Source organism: Paenibacillus radicis (ex Xue et al. 2023), assembly GCF_024722015.1.
Classification (GTDB): Bacteria; Bacillota; Bacilli; order Paenibacillales; family NBRC-103111; genus Paenibacillus_S.
In genome coordinates this window covers 20495-33717 of sequence record NZ_JANQBD010000051.1, presented here as the reverse complement: position 1 = coordinate 33717, position 13223 = coordinate 20495, and the positions used below count along the sequence as shown (strand labels likewise).

11 protein-coding genes and 2 pseudogenes are annotated in these 13223 nt (G+C 43.5%); 9 read left to right on the top strand and 4 right to left on the bottom strand.

Translation table 11 applies throughout. From position 1 onward, the window contains the following. On the bottom strand, nt 1-115 hold a 115-nt coding region (locus tag NV381_RS36685; protein ID WP_258212789.1), incomplete at its 3' end, for a transposase. Nucleotides 116-709: 594 nt separating this feature from the next. Between NV381_RS36685 and NV381_RS36680 the strand changes: the two genes are divergently transcribed. The 5 genes and pseudogenes from NV381_RS36680 to NV381_RS36660 all read left to right on the top strand — a co-directional run bounded on the left by NV381_RS36680 (nt 710) and on the right by NV381_RS36660 (nt 6804). Next, a complete protein-coding gene (locus NV381_RS36680; RefSeq protein ID WP_258218206.1) occupies nt 710-1033 on the top strand; it encodes a DUF4870 domain-containing protein in 324 nt (107 codons plus the stop codon). Between the two features lie 172 nt (nt 1034-1205). Beyond that, nucleotides 1206-1541 carry a helix-turn-helix domain-containing protein gene (locus NV381_RS36675; protein WP_258218205.1) on the top strand — a complete coding sequence of 112 codons (336 nt, stop codon included), beginning with the start codon at nt 1206-1208 and terminating at the stop codon, nt 1539-1541. Between the two features lie 224 nt (nt 1542-1765). Beyond that, on the top strand, nt 1766-2551 hold the full coding sequence (locus NV381_RS36670; RefSeq protein ID WP_258218204.1) for a hypothetical protein: 786 nt from the start codon (nt 1766-1768) through the stop codon (nt 2549-2551). A gap of 546 nt (nt 2552-3097) precedes the next feature. Next, a pseudogene (locus tag NV381_RS38320) lies at nt 3098-4261 on the top strand (prolyl oligopeptidase family serine peptidase). A 563-nt stretch (nt 4262-4824) separates the two neighbouring features. Continuing rightward, the gene (locus NV381_RS36660; RefSeq protein WP_258218203.1) at nt 4825-6804 is read left to right on the top strand and encodes a sensor histidine kinase; all 1980 of its coding nucleotides are present in this window, start codon (nt 4825-4827) and stop codon (nt 6802-6804) included. A gap of 13 nt (nt 6805-6817) precedes the next feature. On the opposite strand, the gene NV381_RS36655 is transcribed toward NV381_RS36660, so the two are convergent. Next, nucleotides 6818-7528 (bottom strand): response regulator transcription factor, encoded by a 711-nt coding sequence (locus NV381_RS36655; RefSeq protein WP_258218202.1) that lies wholly within the window; start codon nt 7526-7528, stop codon nt 6818-6820. 202 nt (nt 7529-7730) lie between these two features. On the opposite strand from NV381_RS36655, the gene NV381_RS36650 reads away from it, so the two are divergent. The 4 genes and pseudogenes from NV381_RS36650 to NV381_RS36635 form a co-directional block, all read left to right on the top strand. Further along, the gene (locus NV381_RS36650) at nt 7731-7904 is read left to right on the top strand and encodes a hypothetical protein (protein ID WP_258218201.1); all 174 of its coding nucleotides are present in this window, start codon (nt 7731-7733) and stop codon (nt 7902-7904) included. Nucleotides 7905-8260: 356 nt separating this feature from the next. After that, complete coding sequence (locus NV381_RS36645; RefSeq protein ID WP_258218200.1) at nt 8261-8659, top strand: Ig-like domain-containing protein; 399 nt, start codon at nt 8261-8263, stop codon at nt 8657-8659. Between the two features lie 229 nt (nt 8660-8888). Continuing rightward, entirely contained in the window at nt 8889-9140 is a 252-nt protein-coding gene (locus NV381_RS36640) for a hypothetical protein (protein ID WP_258218210.1), read from the top strand. A gap of 843 nt (nt 9141-9983) precedes the next feature. Beyond that, nucleotides 9984-10202, top strand: a pseudogene (locus NV381_RS36635) (alpha/beta hydrolase family protein); the annotation flags it as partial. Nucleotides 10203-10876: 674 nt separating this feature from the next. Here NV381_RS36635 and NV381_RS36630 read toward each other — a convergent pair. Continuing rightward, entirely contained in the window at nt 10877-11368 is a 492-nt protein-coding gene (locus tag NV381_RS36630) for a hypothetical protein (protein ID WP_258218199.1), read from the bottom strand. A 4-nt stretch (nt 11369-11372) separates the two neighbouring features. Next, on the bottom strand, nt 11373-13205 hold the full coding sequence (locus NV381_RS36625; RefSeq protein WP_258218198.1) for an ABC transporter substrate-binding protein: 1833 nt from the start codon (nt 13203-13205) through the stop codon (nt 11373-11375). Nucleotides 13206-13223 lie beyond the last annotated feature (18 nt).

The following is a 13223-nucleotide window of genomic DNA, read 5'->3' as shown; positions in this document are numbered from 1 at the left end:
GTAACGTTCCTGCTGGGATGTTTAACTCTTCTGCAATCTGCGGAACGCTCTTTGTCTGTTCTTGAATGTACTTTACTGTCTTTTCTTTAAACTCATCACTGAACCTCTGTCTCATCTCACCCACACCGGACACCTCTTCCTCTTTGTAATTTAATTATCTGCATTCTCTTATGAGGTGTCCACTTTTTATTCTAGATCTAGATTTCCCACTATTATAGTTATGGTGGGGCGCTCCCGATCACGCGTTGTGTCGTTGCATAGCGGTATAGCCTGTTACTTCCGTCAAGTGATGGGTTTGGTGCAGGATGTGTTCCCGTCTTGGAAAGTCTGCAAGGAAACATGACATCAACATTGACCATAGTTCCACACCCATTCTCTCTCCATGCACCACGTTTGTTCGTCCTTGAGGATCATCAGTACAGTTTCCGGATGGTTTTCCTTATAATAACAGACTTATAAGTTTTCAGCGGAGCTGAACAATTCTGATATTGCAAGAAAAGCTACCGTTTAGACACGAATGTATCTGCCTCGAAAGGACTTCGATCAGAAGCTTTTCTTATTGCTGCTGCTTCAACTCGGAGGTAAGATTTTATGTGGAATTTGTCACATTTTTGTAAAAAGTTGTTCTCGCTACCCATTGACTCTGATATAATATTGTATAAATGTGTCCGAATTGAATGGATAAATACAATATTCAGGAGGTGTTGAGATGGCTACAAGTGATGAAAGAACAATGGCATTATTATCTCATATTTTATGTATTGTGGTCGGCTTTCTTGCCCCGCTTATCATCTGGTTGATTAAGAAAGACCAGTCCCAATATGTGGATGAGCATGCGAAGGAATCGCTTAATTTTCAAATTTCGATCACGATCTATTCCATTATTGCATCAGTGCTGATGGTCGTTCTTATCGGATTTGTTCTTTTGCCTGCGATTATCGTGTTTATGTACGTATTTTGCATTATTGCAACAATTAAGGCTAATAACGGCGAAATGTACCGCTATCCGCTTACTATTCGTTTGATTAAGTAATTTTTCAGCTTGCAGAAACACTGCTCTGGGCTAATAGGCTCGGGACAGTGTTTTTCATTCTGTTAAATGGTAACGTTTACATAAAATAATTTTTACAATTACTTATCCATAACCCCTGAATATTTGCTAAAATAGAAATAATGACGTCGGACAGGAAAAAGGGGTAGCAACCATGATAGGCAAACGCGTAAAGCAATTGCGACTTGCAAAAGGACTTACCCTAACGGATCTGGCCCAGAAGGCTGGGGTAGCCAAGTCCTACTTGAGCTCTATTGAGCGAGATATTCAGTCGAATCCATCTATTCAATTTTTGGAGAAAATATGCGCTGTACTTGATGTGCCGATAGAATCATTTTTACAAAATAAACCTGTGTCTCAAACCGAACCAACGGAATTAGACGAGGAGTGGAAGAACCTTGTCCAAGAAGCCATGGCTTCAGGTGTGAGCAAGGCGCAATTTCTGGAGTTTTTGGAATATAGTAAATGGCGTAAAGATCAGCAGAAATAATTGCTTAATATCGAAAGCCTTGCTTGCCTCGCGGTGAGCGGGCTTTTTGTTTTGGTGGACATCTTATTCGAAAGTATTTTTATTGTAAAATAGTAAAAATATACCTCGAATTAAGAGGGATTTTGTTGTATGCTATCGAATTTTACGGAGTAGTATCTAATGACAATAAGAGAATCTATATTACTGTGTGGTTTATTATTAGCGAAGATTTAATGAGGAAGTGCATGAATATAAATAATAACAAATCACCAAAAAAGAGAAGAGTAATTCTTATTGGTTCCTATGTGTTTCTTACTCTCTGGGTTCTAGGTACGGCTATATCAATTTTGAATCCGATTATATTGTATATATGGTTTTTGCTCTGCAGTACAATTTCTTTACTACTCATCATCATTTTATTAATACCTCCTAGGAAAAGAATGTCTTTAGAAGAAAAAATAATCGCTATAATCTTAATTTTGCCGTTAGTACTGATAGTAGGAGTTTATTTGTACAGTGAGATTAAATCCAATTATGTTCTTAGTCACACTCAGCCTTCCGAGGAATTAATTTTGAAGTCTCTTACAGATTATGGGAATGAGCGAAACCTGGATCTATCTTATATGGAGTATCATATGGCAGAATACGACACTAAAAACCGACATTTAACTGTAAATGTGAAAGTTCATTCAGAGTTGTTAATCAATTATTTGGAATCAAGTAGTGGAAAAGCTCAAGAGGATCCGCACCGTTATATTCATATGATAAGAGAATATTATGAATTTGTTAATGAATTATATCGACATACAACGGTTCCTCAAACCATTACAGTAATGGGATACTGGGGAGACACTTTTATTTATAAAGGAGAGTACGTTATAGGCAACAACCATTATCGTACAATTAGCGAACCTCTTAAAATAGTAGGAAGAGAAAAACAATGGTTTCTAAAATTCTATATAGATGGCACAGACAGAGAGATATTTCTTAGAAACTCTAAGAATAACGAAAATTTTGGTGTATATTACTGATTCATTTATTTTTTTATGTAGAAGATGATCGGAGGGGCATGGAAATAAATAAAAGTAACTCACCAAGAAGAAAAAAAAGAAGAGTTCGATTAATTTTCTCATACATAGTTCTTGCACTAGGGATTGCTATGGTTTCGATAGAAAAGGTACTGGGTGAACTATTTCTACTTCTTTTTTGAATTCTTGTTTTTGGCGTAATTTCCATAATACCATTAATCGCTTTACTTATCCCCTCAATAAAGATTATGTATTGGGAAGAAAAAATTGTGGCTATTATTTTATTTTGTCCACTCTTACTTGCCACTGTATTCTGTGGTTACGTACTACTATAACGTTCCTGATTGTATCGGGAATATGTGTTAAACAGGTAGGTTTGTTGTTTAATAGAACTACGCAGCATCTTACTCCAGTGATGGAAAAATAAGCAAGCTGACTGATTCTACGTTGTCCATTAGTCAAGCGAGCTATTCACCTGATGGCAAGAAAATCGTATTTATAGGAAACGATCGATTGTACGGAAGTGCGACTCACAATCATTTGTTTCTCATGCCAGCTGAAGGCGGTGAGTTGTCCTGCCTGACCGGGATGCAGGATATACAAATGGGAAACATGGCACTTAGCGATATGTTGGCTGTTTCCGTATCGCCATCCCCATTATTCAGTGCAGAAGGTTCATCCATGTATGTGTTGGGCTCCTTGCATGGCAATGTTCACTCATACCGGTTTTCCATGGACGGTGCATTTGATGAAGTTACTCGAGGCGAGAGGAATGTTTATCAGTATGCCCTAACTTCTGATGGTCGTTACCTTATTGCGGTCTCCTCAGATCCCTCACATCCAGGTGATTTGTATCGAATCGATACGCATACGAAAGAAGAATTACGTTTGACGAATAGTAATGATGATTTATTGCAGCAATTGGACATAAGCTTACCTGAAGAATTGTGGCTGGAAACTTCCGATGGCTGGAATGTTCAAGGTTGGATCATGAAGCCTGTCGGTATGGAGGAAGGCAAGAAATATCCCATGGTTCTGCAAATTCATGGAGGCCCTCATGCGCTATATGCCAACACCTACAGCCACGAATTTCAAATGCTGGCTTCCCAAGGCTATGTAGTTCTTTATACGAATCCGCGTGGAAGCTTCGGTTACGGTCAATCCTTTGTCAAAGCTTGCCGGGGTGATTTTGGTGGCCGGGATTTCCAGGATTTAATGGATGCGGTGGATCACGTATTGAACATCTGTGACTTTGTAGATGAAACAAGATTAGCTGTGATCGGCGGCAGTTACGGCGGGTTTATGACAAATTGGATGGTTGGTCGTACGAATCGGTTTCGTGTCGCTGTTACGGATCGCTCCATATCCAATTGGCTCTCGTTTTATGGTACAAGCGATATCGGGATATCCTATACTGAATGAGAAATTGAAGGAAATCCTTGGGATGATTCGGAGAAGCTGTGGAGGCATTCGCCTCTTGCTTATATTAAACATATTGAAACCCCGTTGCTATTTATGCATGGCGAAAACGATCTGCGTTGTCCCATCGAACAAGCGGAGCAGTTATATGTCGCCTTGAAATCTTTAAATAAACCGACGCATTTCGTCCGCTTTCCAAAGGCAAACCATGCCATGCTTAGAAATGGAACGCCCTCGCTTCGAGTCGAACGCTTGAATCGAATCAGCGAGTGGTTCGAAAAATATATGTTCTGAGTGAAGTTATAAAGTTAAGAGAAACGACTTGTGGCGTCCTTGGAAAGGGCTGTCCCAAAATTCATTTTTGGAACAGCCCCTCCACCATTTTATCCTGAATATAGGGTTGCAAAAGAACCCTCCATATTAAAAGTTCTTTTGCACATTCTATCGGATTCACTCACTCACTCACCAGGGCTTACCTTTTTGAGAATAGCCTTCTTAGCGAATAGCTGAGATGAGGTCTCTTTCCAACCCGTGCTAATCGCGGGGTTCGAGGTTCGTTTGCAGCATGGCATCGCAGCCCAGTGAAGACCACGCAATTATCAGGAAATTGTTGAATTCCTTTAGTTCAACTTATATAGTAAATGGCGTAAAGATCAGCAGAAATAATTGCTGTATTTCAAAAGCCTTGCTTGCCTCGCGGTGAGCGGGGCTTTTTGTGTGCGACGAACATCTTGTTTGAAAGTAATTTTATATAATTTGTTGAATAATGCCATCCCTCAGATGCTAGACAGCAAAAGGGGGGCTCGTGATATGATAGTTACCAACGCGACAAGATGAATGGATGAGAGGGTACTATCATGCGAGTCTTAAGTATTTTAATCATGCTGTTTACGATTTGCGCATTAGCAGTATCGCCTTTCGTAAGTGCTATCGAGACTGCTGCAGCGACGGGGCTTACGTTGTCCGATAACGTTCAAGATTATTCGATCAACCTGCAAATGGATGTACTTGAGGACAAAGAGCGGCAATGGACTATTGAGGATGTTCAGTCACCAGTTATCCAGCAGCAGTTTAAACCTGCCGAAGGCAAATCCTCCTTTGGTTATACATCATCCTCGTATTGGGTTCGTTTTACGGTTCACAATGATTCGCACAACGAGCAATGGGAGCTTCGCGTGATGAATTCGGTCTTGGACAGCATCGCCATATATCCCCCGGAAACGTTAGTCACCTTTCATCGAAATCACCCCAGTTATTTGCTGAATTTGCCGACAGGGCAACAAAAAACGATTTATATGCGTTTTGAAACGTATGGATCGATGCTGATCCCGATTAGCTTAACATCGTCATTGTATAGCAACATGTACAATGAGCTGCTTTTTTATGGACTCTATTACGGTGTGCTTCTGGTTATTGTTGTATTCCAGATTGTATTGTACTTGTACACCCGAAATAGAGCTTATTTGTATTACATGCTTAATGTTGCAACCTTTTGCATCGTGCTATTGATTTGGAACGGGTTTGCGCTGCCTGTGTTTGGATCGGAGAGGTTGGCGGGAGGTGAGGCGGGATCGGCCATATGGGAAAGCCCGTCCGCTGCCTATGATTTCTTTTATGTGCTGGGCCGGTTTTTCGGCATTCTGTTTGTAACGGCGATTTTGCGGCCGAAAAGTGACTCGCTGGTAGCTTATTGGATTTGCTGTTTTATGAACATTGCCTGTCCGATTGTCTGTATCGGCATCCTGTTTTTTTATCCGTTTGGCATGGGGAATATCGTATTTTTATTCAAATACTTTACTTTATTGTTGGGTTTAGTTGTTTTCGTCTTATGCGCTATGAAAGGAAATCGTATTGCACTGTATTTGGCGATTCTCAAAATACCGATCGTTGCGGCGACGGTACTCCCCAAGGCGCTGCTGCTGTATGGTCTTGTGCCGACCAGCGAGTTTACCCGCTTCGCTTCACAGTTCGGTTTGCTCGGGGACTTTATGTTTATGGCTATTTTGCTGTACGCCCTTATGAATCAAATGCGGAGGAAGGAAGAAACCGCGCAGCAAGCTCTGGTGAAAACGTTGTCGGAATGGAACGTAAGCTTGAGAAAAACAGTTGAAGAGCAGACGGAAAGCTTGAAGCGCGCTAACGATGAGCTTGTTTTATCGGAAGCGTTCCGGACGAAGATGCTGCAAAATATTTCGCATGACGTTCGCAGTCCGCTTTCTTCTGTGCAAAGCGGTGTTCAAGTGCTGATTCATAAAATGGAAAAGGAGCCGGGGCAGCAGGAGCGAATTTTGCGCATTGTGTACGACAAGGTGCTGGATGTCAATCGGTTCATTGACGATTTTTTGCATTTGAGCCGCGCTGAGATGGCGGTAGGCAGTGCCGATCGGCAAATGGTCATTTTTTTCGAATGGTTTGAAGAAATAGGCGAGGAGTTGGCCGCAGATATCGAATACGCCGGACGGCATTGCCGGCTCGTGATCGCACCTCCCCAAATGGAGGTGGATGTGCTTATCGAACCGCACTTGATCAAGCGCGTGCTTTCCAATCTGGTTCACAATGCGTGCAAGTTTTCGCAGTCGGATAGCACAATTACGCTGCATGCATCGCTTAGGAATGATTATGTCTGCGTAATGATAGAGGACACCGGCGACGGGATCGGTGTGGAACAGCTTCCTCATATTTTCCGCCGCTATTATACGGAAGGCGAATCCCGGGGAAGCGGGCTCGGCTTGGCGATCGCCAAAGAAATTGTGGAGCAGCATGGCGGCGAAATTGGGGTGGAGAGCAAGCTTGGGAGCGGCAGCAAGTTTTATTTCACACTACCCGTCATTCGCTAGAGAACATTTGTTCTTAAGGCAGTTTGCCTTCAGTTCCGTCGAATTTGTAGCCGAAGCCTCTTACGGTTTGAATGTAACGCGGATTCGCCGGATCGATTTCCAGTTTTTTGCGCAATTGGTGAATGTACACTTTGATAAGATCGGACGAGTAGCGGGACGAGTCGTCCCAAATTAATTCGTACAGCTGTCTGGGATGATAAACCCGGTGCGGATTTTTGGCGAGCGTGATCAGCAGATGCAGTTCTTTGGCTAGCAAAGTAATTGGCGCTCCGTTAGCAATGACTGTCTTGCGCTCCAGATCGAGCTCCAGTCCGGAAAACGTCAGTTTGCGGCTCATCGTTTGCTCAGTTGAGGCAAGAATCTTCCCCCAGCGCATATGAGAGCGTACTCTTGCGGACAGTTCCAACTGGTCGAACGGTTTGGTTATGTAGTCGTCGCCGCCCGCTTGCAGCGAATCCAGCTTATTAGCTTGCTCCTTGTTGCCCGTCAGAAACAGGATAGGCAAAGGATATATGCTGCGGATACTGCGGCAGAGCGTGATTCCGTTCATATCTGGCAATTGAATATCCAGCAGGACAAGATCCGGCTGCTTGCTTTGTATTAGAGCCAAGCATTGCTCACCATCGAATGCCTGTACGACGCGAAACCCTTCTGCAGACAAAAATAAATGCAGCATTTCTTGCAATTGAATGTCGTCGTCTACGGTTAACACCGTTGCTCCCACTCCATAACCCCCTCATCATGTGTGAAAAAAATGTCGCTTTGTGTAATTAGTTTAGCAAATTTTTGTCTGTTTGGCCTTACATTAAAAAAATTATCTATTTTACCTTAGCTTAACCTTCACCTTTTTTTAATGAATTCTCCCCGCAGAGATTAAATTTGCATTCATCAACAGGCTGAATAAGCCAAAAACAGGAGGGATAGCGATGTCGAACTCGAACAATGAACAGAATTTTAAGCTTGATGAATTGGAGAAGCCGTTAACGGAGAAAGAAATGAAGGAAGCTACCGAAGGTTTGGCAGAAGCAAGAGGAGGCGCACTCATAGCGAACGTCATTGCAAATACGCCGCCCCCCAAACCGAACCGGCGACGCCGCTAAAAGCTTGTCAGTATTGAATGGGGCGCAAATTCCCGAAAACCTAACATTTTGTTAGGTTTTTTCTATAGCGGGGCTTCCCGCAAAGTATCTAGTGTACCAGATTGGCAATCGTATTTCTCGCTATTCCGCCATATTCCCCCACTAAAATACCCATTTTCTTCTAACATATTTGCAAAAATATACACTCTCCTCCATAAGGATGTCATTTTTTGATGAAGAAAAGTATTAATATTTTTCATTTTACCGCTATTTAACCTGCCGTTGTTAAGATGATGTTTATTAATGGAAAGGGAAAATGATCGAGAAAGGTTTTATCTTAAAAATCGTTGGTTTCGCTTTTATAATTATGGCTTTATATGCTGGAACAGCTATTGCTGCCGATCCTTCTACAGCATCTTTCAAACCGTTCTTACGGTCATCCGATTAAGCCACACCCTATAGCCACCGGCTATTTTAATGCAGATGGGAAGCCGGATGTAGCCGTTATAAGTTCTGAATACATTCAGAGCAGTTACTTGCTGTCTATCTATTTGAATAATCATATACCTACAATAACGAACAACACCTTAACTGGTACGCAGAATGAAATTCTTGCCTTCGTGAAAACGGACTTTAAAGGAAATAACTCGGATGGAGACGGCGACCCAATAAGCGGGGTTACCGTTGTCTCCTTGCCGGCAAACGGAACGTCGAAATTGAATGGATCGCCAGTGAATTTATCGAAAAGAGGTTATCTGTTTTTCGAAAAAATGTAGCATTTTGTTCAGTGCTGCGGAACCGATTGGGGGTAAATGTAAGGTGGTTGGGGCAGCATTTTCATGGGTATTTGATGGGAATGGACATTTGATCTGGGAGGAAGTCTGATGATGGAAAGAAAATGCAAGAGTAAAGCAAGTTTTGTAGAATGGAGCAAAGTTTGGATCGCATTACTTTTGTTTTGGGCATGCGCTGTGCCCGCTGTAATTTCGGCAAAATCAGCTTGGGATCGGGGAACTATCCGCAGGAGGCTACCATTCCTTAGCGATGAAATCGGACGGAACCGTCGCCGCGTGGGGAGATAATGGTTATGGGACCGTCGCCGCATGGGGACAAAATTTTTATGGTATATCGACCGTGCCAGCGGGATTGAGCGGTGTTGTCGCCATTGCCGCAGGAGTTAACCATTCTATAGCGTTGAAATCGGATGGCACCGCCATCGCTTGGGGATTTAATAGTGATGGTCAACCAGCGTGCTAGTGGGGCTGACAGATAAGTTATCAACAAATTGAAAAAAGATCGCTCTTTCTGTAAATTCGTTTGTTCCACACAAGACGATTTGAAAGAGGCGACCTCATGAAAAAGGCTACCGTTTACAAACCTTGTTCAAACTCTTCTGAAGGAAGAAGATGTTGTGCCTGTCTTGTTCGGTACAACGAAGAATGCTGTATTCAACCAACTTTTTGCTGCGCTTATGACATACTACGTCGTTCTAAAGTGGTTGTATGATCGCGCCAAATCGTTCGTTCTTCCTTGCAAGTTAGTTCCACTCATTCGGTTCAAGGAACAAATCCAGTATAATCTGTTGCACGTTGAGTGGATCATCGCCATTGCTAGAGTGTTGGATAAACACGTCTATTTGTCGACTCTAAGCAACCTAAAAAATGGTTAATCAACAGGCGTGATCCTAAAGGAGAGAATTGCTATGCCATATTATTATTTTAGGGAACTCTGGACACCGCTCAAATTAATTGGAATACGTTTGTATCGGGATAATGACGGGTATGTTTGGATCAAGTACTGGAATAAGAGAAGTCGGAGATTTCGATAGATAATACCGTTAGCGTTGTAGAATCGTTTAGTGCAAGGCACAATGTCCTACTGTAGATTAACAATTACTATGATACTAGATGGTAGAATTGTAGTATCAAATGATACGAATTTAATTTTTCATTTAACCAGTATTTAACCATAGCCAATTACACTTGAAGTTGTAAGTTCTTGGCTTTTGCCGAACAAAATCACTTGAAACCCAATGTTGGTTGAGTGGTGATGGATCGTCTGCTTCAACTTTTTATGTTTCTAGTGAACCATTTGGATTAAATTGAAACCCTATTGCTAATTATGCATGGCGAAAACGATCTGCGTTGTCCCATCGAACAAGCGGAGCAGTTATATGTCGCCTTGAAATCGTTAAATAAACAGACGCAATTCGTCCGCTTTCCAAAGGCAAACCATGCCATGCTTAGAAATGGAACGCCCTCGCTTCGAGTCGAACGCTTGAATAAGATCAGCGAGTGGTTCGAAAAATATATGTTCTGAGTGAAGTTACAAAGTTAAGAGAAACGCCTTGTGGCGTCCTTGGAAAGGGCTGTCCCAAAATTCATTTTTGGAACAGCCCCTCCACCAAAATAGGGTAGCAAAAGAACCCTCCATATTAAAAGTTCTATTGCACATTCTATCGGATTCAATCACTCACTCACCAGGGCTTACCTTTTTCAGAATAGCCTTCTTGGGTATTCTAGCGAATAGCTGAGATGAGGTCTCTTTCCAACTCGTGCTAATCACGGGGTTCGAGGTTCGTTTGCAGCATTATATGGTAACCTAGCGAACCCATGCAATTATCAGGAAATTGTCACGTTATTTTCTCCCAAACATAACGTTCCGAGTCCTATAACTGGAATTTCTCATGCTAATTCTAAGGATTATGGCTGATTTCATCACGATCACCTTGATTAGCAGGAGTTTTTCCAGTTAGCTTGCTTTAAAACCATATTCGTGCTGGATTAACGGGAGGATTTCCATCTATCTTCTTACTTTAGGCAGCCGTAAGAGTATCCTGGTCTCCTTTATCATGAAAGTAAACTTGGAACATCTGTTCACGCGCCATCAGTGAAGCAACACAAGAAAGATTTAGCTTATAAAGCGCTAAATCTTTCTTGTGTTTATAAAAAAGTCGTTCTCGCTAGTGCTGCGAGAACGACTTTTTCATTTTATCAACAGCCTGATGGCCAAACCTTCTTCGAGCGAAGAGGAACGGAACGTATCGTGGATGGAGTGTTTGAAAAATGCAGTGTTTTAACAATGCGCGGTACGTCCTGATTGACCATTCGTTTCAACAAGCGTATCGCATTTCCATACTTTTTGTAATTATAATCGCCGGTTTTAGGATCGACAAATGCTTCAGGAAGCTCTTCGGGGGTTATGTATGCAAATACATGCCCATCTGACTCGGCAAGGAAGCTTAAGGGGGAGTCCTCGTAGCCTTGCTTGATCCATTCCTTTCGCGTCATCTTGTATACGAGTAAGGCAAAAATATCATCGTAAGTTTTTCCCTTATATTTGAATCGAAAATGCAGCTCGTATTCGGTGTCCTTGTCGTACTTTTGTTTCTTGATAACGGTGTAGGGTTTCCACCAACGCGGGAAGGTTAATGTAAACCCATACTTCTCGTCTCGGTACAATAAAGGGTGAGTTTTCCTTGCCATGAAATCATTCCTTTCGGGATGAGTGATTGTATACTCTATTCACGAAGGGCTCTGAATATGGCTTGAACCAGATGTTTTTGAACTGCACCCAGTCAAGTGAGTCCATAGAAATGCCTTTGACTGAGGCGTGGTAGGTCGTTTTTAGCCTTTTAAAATATAAATATCGCAGCACATGCTCATCGCCGAGCCGCCTTTCTATGCTTTGCAGCAAGCCGGCCCGGCCGTCGCGGTGCGGCTCCCGCAGTGCAGCAGCAATGAACTGTTCAACAGCTGATTTGCAGCTTGGCTCCAGATGATGCTGCATGCTTTTGAACAGATCGATGAGCCGCAGCTCGATGTCATTGTCGAGCATGAAGGAGAACAATAATAAATCGGCTTCCAGCCGCCGATCCCCCTTAAATTCCTCCATGGGAAGGAGGATAACCTCAACGGCTACACCCGCCTCGCGTAGCATGGTCTGCACAAGCAGAGCATCCCGCTCATAATGCGGAATCGTGCACAGGATCAGCCGCTCACCGGCATAGCCGGATTGCTTGATGCGTTCGCGCAAGCGCGCGGGCTCCAGCACCGGAGGCTGAACAGCCGTGTGCCGGATGAAGCTGTCCGCTGCATAAACGGCATCGCCATCAAGCAGCTCCAGCATTTTCCGCTGCTCGATAGCCCCGCAGATGGCCTCGCGAACAGCCGGATCCTTCAGCGGCCCTTGCTTCCGCAAATTGACCGTTATAAATTTGCAGGTTGAGCCTTGCTGCTGTACTTGCTGCCAAGCGCTTTCGGCTTCGCCCGGCATCCGGTAATTGTGGATGATTTGGAAGCTTTCCAGCGTGCGAAACCGATCTTGCTCCTGCATATCCGGCACGTGCCATAATTCCACGCGATCGAGGTGAGCTCTTCCCTGGAAGTAAGCGGGGAAAGCATCAAGCACACACATGGATGTATCATGATAGGTCAGCTTGAATGGACCGGTACCAACAGGTGCTTGGGCGAATGCCTCCTCACCCCCTTGTGTGTAGGCGTCGATAGGGATGATGGAAGCGCGGTTCGTACTCATAAACTGTGTAAACAGTTCGTTCGGTTCCGATAAATGCACCGTTAAGGTCAGTGGATCGCTGATGTCAATCTGCTCTATCTGCTTGTATACCCAACGGTACAAGGATCGTGCGGAGGATTGCTTAAGTCTCTCCAGCGTGAAGCGGATATCCTCAGCTGACAATTCTTTGCCGTGATGGAATAAGACACCTTTCCGCAAATAAAAAGTCCATGATTTTCTCGTGGCATCAGCTTCCCACGCATGAGCAAGATGGGGTTCTACTGTCTGCGTGAGCCGATTATACCGGACCAGACTGTCAAACAATTGGTTAACAAGATGGCTCTCCGCTGAAAAATTCGTAAACGCGGGGTCAAGCGTCAGAATAGGCTGAGTCAGCGGGAAGCGCAGTGTGTCGAACCGCTTGCTGTCACGCAGCTCGCTGCTGTATCCAAAATAACCGTTCAGCCAGCGGTGGAAATTCTCCTTCAAAGTTTCAGGTATAGATGAAACATTCATTTGCTCCAAAGCCCCGCGAAGATCCTTCCGCTCTACGAGTTCCTTCGCCAGCAGCAGGATCACGTCCTCTGCAGGAGTAAGAAACACAACGGTTGATTTATTGCCCCGTCCTCGTTTGGGCAGCCACTGCAGCCAGCCCTGCTTGTCCATCTTATTTAAGATCATGGCTACATTACGATGGGTACAATCCAGAATTGCAGCCATATCATCCAGCATCAATTCATATTCCTGGCGCTCTCCGACATGCGGCAGCTTTTCCCTCAATCTTATATAGTGACTCGCTAATTTCATAGGCTCACCTCACTTTCA